Origin of the sequence: Streptomyces sp. NPDC056948 (assembly GCF_042674225.1) — a bacterium.
GTDB lineage: Bacteria > Actinomycetota > Actinomycetes > Streptomycetales > Streptomycetaceae > Streptomyces > Streptomyces purpurascens.
On record NZ_JBHUQX010000298.1, the window covers coordinates 1 to 5,415 of the forward strand.

Genomic DNA, 5,415 nt, shown 5'->3' on the forward strand with positions numbered 1-5,415 from the left:
GGGCTGGCCGTCCTGGGCTTCCCTCCCCCCCCCTCGCTTCCTCGGGCGCGCCGCCCCGGGTGCGCCGCGCCGCGCTCCCCCCTACCCCGAAACTCCATGCATTTACGTAGAGGACCCCCGAATGTCCCTTCCGCTCGCCGCGTCCGCCCCTGCCGAGACCCCACCCCACACCGGAGGCCTGCTCCTCCTCGTGGACGGCACGGCCGGACTGCTGCTCACCGCCGCCCTCGGTATCGGGCTCCTGCTGTTCCTCATCATCAAGATGAGACTCCAGCCGTTCGTCGCGCTGCTCGCGGTCTCCATAGCCGTCGGCCTGGCGGCCGGCCTGTCGGTCACCGAACTCTTCGGCACGGTCCAGAAGTCGGACGCCGTCTCCACGATCGAGTCCGGCATGGGAGGCATCCTCGGCCATGTCGCGATCATCATCGGCCTGGGCACCATGCTCGGCGCGATCCTCGAAGTCAGCGGCGGCGCGGAGGTACTGGCGAGTCGCCTCCTCAACCTCTTCGGCGAGAAGCGCGCCCCCCTCGCCATGGGCCTCACGGGCCTGATCTTCGGTATCCCGGTCTTCTTCGACGTGGGCATCTTCGTCCTGGCACCGATCGTCTACGCCGCCGCCAAGCGCTCGGGCAAGTCGATCCTGCTCTACTGTCTGCCCCTGCTCGCGGGCCTCTCCGTCACCCACGCGTTCCTGCCCCCGCACCCCGGCCCGGTGGCCGCGGCCGGTCTGCTGCACGTCGACCTCGGCTGGGTCATCCTCATGGGCATCGTCTGCGGACTGCCCGCCGTGATGGCCGCCTGGGCGTACTCGGCGTGGATCGGCCGCCGCATCTTCGTGGCCGTGCCGCAGGACATGGTCGAGGCGTCGGAGGAGGCCAAGCAGGCGGTCCTCGACGAGCAGCGGGCGACCGGCACCGAGCCGCGCGAGCAGCCGGTCTCCCTCGGCACGGTCCTCGGCATCATCGGCACCCCGCTGGTCCTGATCCTGGCCGCGACCTTCTCCTCGATCGCCCTGGACCCCTCCACGCTCCGCTCGGTGATCGAGTTCTTCGGCAACCCGTTCGTGGCGCTCACCCTCGCCCTGTTCCTCGCGTACTACCTGCTCGGCATCCGGCGCGGCTGGTCCCGCAAGTCCCTGGAGACGGTGTCCACGGCGTCCCTCAAGCCGGTCGGCAACATCCTGCTGGTCGTCGGCGCGGGCGGCATCTTCGGCGCCGTCCTCAAGGCCAGCGGCGTCGCCCAGGCCCTCTCCGACACGTTCAACGACGTGGGCCTGCCGGTCCTCGTCCTCTCCTATCTGATCTCCGTGGTCCTGCGCGTCGCCCAGGGCTCGGCGACGGTGGCCATCGTCACGACGGCGGGCATCGTGGCGCCGCTGCTGTCGGAGGGCGACCACTCCCAGGCCTTCGTCGCCCTGGTCATCATGTCCATCTCCGCCGGCTCCATCTTCGCCTCGCACGTCAACGACGGCGGCTTCTGGATGGTCGCCAAGTACTTCGGCATCAGCGAACGGGACACGCTCAAGACGTGGACGGTGCTGGAGAGTGTGCTGTCGGTGGCGGGATTTGTCGTGGCCGCGGTGCTGAGTCTGTTCGTTTAGAAGCCCGTCGGTGCATGTAGGCGTCTGATAACGATGCTGGGGCTGGTTGTGTGCGGCACAGGTTTGTCGACCATACTGCTGCGCTGTGGAGCAGCGCATAGGTTCGAGCAGCCAGCCCCTGGAAGGCGCCGGATTCGACCCGGCCTTCATTCCCGGGCTCACGTCACCCGCGTCCGGACGGACGGAGGACGAGGAGCCGGAGAAGGAGCCCGAGGTCGCGGAAGCCGAAGACGCCGAAGCCGCCGACGACGCGGAGGAGACCGAGGAAGCCGAGGCGGCCGAAGAGGCCGTCCCGGAGCCGGTGGAGGACACCGCGGAGGAGGACGCCGCACCGGAAGGCGGTCCCGTCTTCGAGGCGTCCGACCGCCGCGCGAAACTGGTCGCCGACCACAGAGGCGTACGACTCTCCCTGGACGACCAGGAATGCGAGTTCCGCTGGGACGAGATCGGCGCGGTCGAGACGGAGACCGCCCGCTTCGGCAAGCGCTACACCGTCACCGTCCACACTCCTGACCGGCGCTGGTACCCGATCGAGATCGAAGCACCGGCCAGGAGCCGTTTCACGGAGTGGGACAGCCAGTTGGACGCGGTACTGGACGCCTACTTCGAGGAAGAGGCCGAGTAGGGAGCACCCCTAACCGCAGTACTGGCTCTCCTTGCCGATCGACCGGTACATGCAGTCCGCGTTCTCCAGCAGTTGCAGCACCGCATCGCGGTTACGCGAAGTCTCCCGCTCGATGACCTCGTCGGGCGGGTAGAACCCTCCTCCACCGGACCTCGGATACATCTCGAAGGTGTACGCGAAGATCTTGTGCGTGCCCCAGAGGAAGTCGTCGATCGACCCGTCCGTGATGTACAGATCGCTGGACTGCTCCGCCGTGTAGCCGTTGCTCGCGGCCAGCTTCTGCCCGACCGCCTTGAACGCCGCGTTGTCGTCCGCGGTCATCCCGGTCGTCGTGTCCGAGTACGTGTAGCCGAACGGCCACAGCACCAGCTCGCTGTACGTGTGGAAGTCGACACCGGCCTTGATCTGCTGCTTCCCGCCGACGACCCGGCTGCGCACGAAGTCGGAGACGACCTTCACCTCGGGCGCCGACTCCGCCGCCGTGCCCCGGTAGGTGTCGGAGGACGCCGAGCCGGAGGAGCCGCCGCAGCAGCCCCAGCGGTAGTTCCAGTTGCGATTCAGGTCCGTGCCGACGTACGACGAACCCGAGTTGGGCTGGCGGTTCTTGCGCCACGAGCGGTACGACCCGGTGGCGATGTCGTACTCGCCGCCGTCCGGGTTGATGTCCGGGACGATCCAGATCTCGCGGTTGTTCACCATGCTGGTGACGCGTGAGTCGGAACCGTAGTCGGAGGTCAGCTCGCGCAGCAGATAGAGCGCCATCTCGACGGTCAGGTGCTCGCGGGCGTGCTGGTGGTGCGTGAACAGCACCTCCGGCTCGGCCTCGTCGCTGCCCACGTTGTCGCTGATCTTGACGGCGACGATGTCCCGGCCCTGGTGGGACTTGCCGATCACGCGCCGGCTCGCGATCGAGGGGTTGGCCGAGACGATCGAGTTGATCTCGGTCGTCATCTCCGCGTAGTTGTGGTAGCGCGAGTCGGCGGACGGGAAGTCGAAGATCCGGACGTCGTCCTCGCCCGCGGACCGGTCGGGCACCGCGCCGAGCGCGGTGACCTCGTAGCCCAGTGCGCGCAGCTTCCTGATCTGGTCCGCGCGTCCGGAGACGACGACACCGTGGTCATGAGCCTCGTCCACGGTCACGCCCGTGCGCTGAAGTGCCGTGCGGTCCTTGGCCGTCGCGTGCAGATGGACCTCGTACTGTCTGACGTCGTCGGCCGAAGGGGCCGCCTTGGGGGCGCTGTCGGCGGTGGCGTCCGGCGCCGTCGTGTAGAGGGGCGCCGCGAGGGCGAGTGCGAGAAGGGCGGCGAGGGCGGCGGTGCGTCTGCCGGTGCCGGCCCCGGAGCCTCGTATGCGAAGTCGCATGAAATCTCCTTGTGGGAGGTGGGGTTGTTCCGTGCGACGTACGTAGTGCGGGTGGCGCACATCGTTCTGCCAATGGCATGAGCAGGTCAAGACTGAAAGTGGTCGCGCAGTGTACGCGTGCGGGGCGGTGGTCGAGGTGTCCCCGGCGAAGTACACCCACGGGTGTGACTCGCGCGTGCATATATGTAAGCCAGGGGAGAGAGTGAGGATCCGCGCAAGAGGAGCCGGATTGTCCGGATCCTCGGACCCCACCCCCAGAGGACTGGCTGATCATGGGCGGATCAGCGCCACGACGGGACAACCACCTGCCGGCCGAGACGACCAGCTTCGTCGACCGGCGTGGCGAACTGACCGAAGGCCGCGAACTGCTGGCCCGCGCACGGCTGGTGACGCTCACCGGACCGGGCGGCGTCGGCAAGACCCGGCTCGCCGCGCGCATCGCGGCCCGCGTGCGGCGCGCCTTCCCGGACGGCGTGCGCTTCGTGCACCTCTCCGGGCTGCACGACCCGGCGCTCGTCCCGCTCGCCGCCGCCGACGCGCTGGGGCTGCACGACCACTCCGCCCAGCCCCCGCTGGACGCCCTCGTCGAGCAGGTACGGGACCGGCGGCTGCTCCTCGTCGTCGACAACTGCGAGCATCTGGCGGGCGCGTGCGCCCAACTGGCCGCGGCCCTGCTGCACGGCACCGGGGGCGTCCGGATCCTCGCCACCAGCCGGCACCGCCTCGGCCTCACCGAGGAGCATCTGCTGGAGGTACGGCCGCTGCCGGTGCCCGACCCGGACGGCGACCTGTCCGCCGCCGAGGGCTATCCGGCCCTCACCCTTTTCGCCGACCGGGCCGCCGCGGTCGTCCCCGGCTTCCGGCTCACGCCCGGCAACCTCGCGTCCGTGGCCCGTCTCTGCCGCCGGCTGGATGGTCTGCCCCTCGCCATCGAACTCGCCGCCGTCCGTATGCGCGTCCTCGACGTCGACCAGCTCCTGGACCGCCTCGACGACCGCTACCGCTTCCTCACCACCGGCAGCCCCGCGGCCCTGCCCCGCCACCAGACCCTGCGGGCAGCGGTCGCCTGGAGCCACGACCTGTGCACCGGCCCCGAACAGGCGGTGTGGGCCCGGCTGTCGGTCCTGGCGGGCGGCTTCGACCTGGAGACGGCGGAGGCCGTGTGCGCGGACGACACCGGGGAGGCGAACGCCGGCCGGGGAACGGGCCTGGCACCGGCCGGGGTTCTCCTTCCGGAGGGCGCGGCGGGCTTCGCCGGCGCGGCGGTTCGGGGAGTGGCGTCCGGAGAGCGCCCTCACCCCGCGCAGGCGCTCACGGCGACCACGACGCCGCCCCCGCTCGACGCCGCCCCCGGCACCCCGACGCCGCCCGCCCCCGGCCCGCCCGGCGGGACCGTGCTACGCCGCTACCCTCTGGCCGCTCCCCGCCCTGGCAGCGCGGCACTGCCCTCACCCGCGCCCGGCGTTGGCGGTGTGCCGTTGTCCCGAGCCGTGCCCGATCCCGGCGGTGTGCCGTTGCCCTCGCCTGTGCCGTGCCGTGGCGGTGTGCCGCCGTCGCTGGGGGTGTCCGGCCTTGGCGGGGTGGCACCGTCTGCGCCCGTGCCTGGCCTTGGCGGTGTGCCGTTGTCCCGAGCCGTGCCCGATCCCGGCGGTGTGCCGCTGCCCTCGCCCGTGCCGTGCCGTGGCGGTGTGCCGCCGTCCTTGGGCGTGCCCGTCCCTGGCGGGGTGGCACCGTCCTCGCCCGTGCCTGGCCTTGGCGGTGTGTCGCTGTCCAGAGCCGTGCCCGATCCCGGCGGTGTGCCGCTGCCCTCGCCCGTGTCGTGTCCGGG

At 70.6% G+C, this 5,415-nt stretch carries 4 protein-coding genes; 3 read left to right on the forward strand and 1 reads right to left on the reverse strand.

What is annotated here, in order from left to right; genetic code table 11:
• The first annotated feature begins 121 nt into the window (after positions 1-121).
• Together ACFTZL_RS30970 and ACFTZL_RS30975 are read left to right on the forward strand one after the other, a co-directional pair.
• Positions 122-1,600: a GntP family permease gene (locus ACFTZL_RS30970; protein ID WP_382589237.1), complete on the forward strand. Its 1,479-nt coding sequence runs from the start codon at positions 122-124 to the stop codon at positions 1,598-1,600.
• 85 nt (positions 1,601-1,685) lie between these two features.
• Positions 1,686-2,225: a hypothetical protein gene (locus tag ACFTZL_RS30975; RefSeq protein ID WP_382589240.1), complete on the forward strand. Its 540-nt coding sequence runs from the start codon at positions 1,686-1,688 to the stop codon at positions 2,223-2,225.
• 9 nt (positions 2,226-2,234) lie between these two features.
• Here ACFTZL_RS30975 and ACFTZL_RS30980 read toward each other — a convergent pair whose 3' ends face one another.
• Positions 2,235-3,587, reverse strand: a complete 1,353-nt coding sequence (locus ACFTZL_RS30980) for a M14 family metallopeptidase (RefSeq protein ID WP_382589243.1) — start codon at positions 3,585-3,587, stop codon at positions 2,235-2,237.
• Positions 3,588-3,859: 272 nt separating this feature from the next.
• Between ACFTZL_RS30980 and ACFTZL_RS30985 the strand changes: the two genes are divergently transcribed.
• Positions 3,860-5,415 (forward strand): AAA family ATPase (locus ACFTZL_RS30985; protein WP_382589246.1); only part of this gene is annotated, 1,556 nt, incomplete at its 3' end.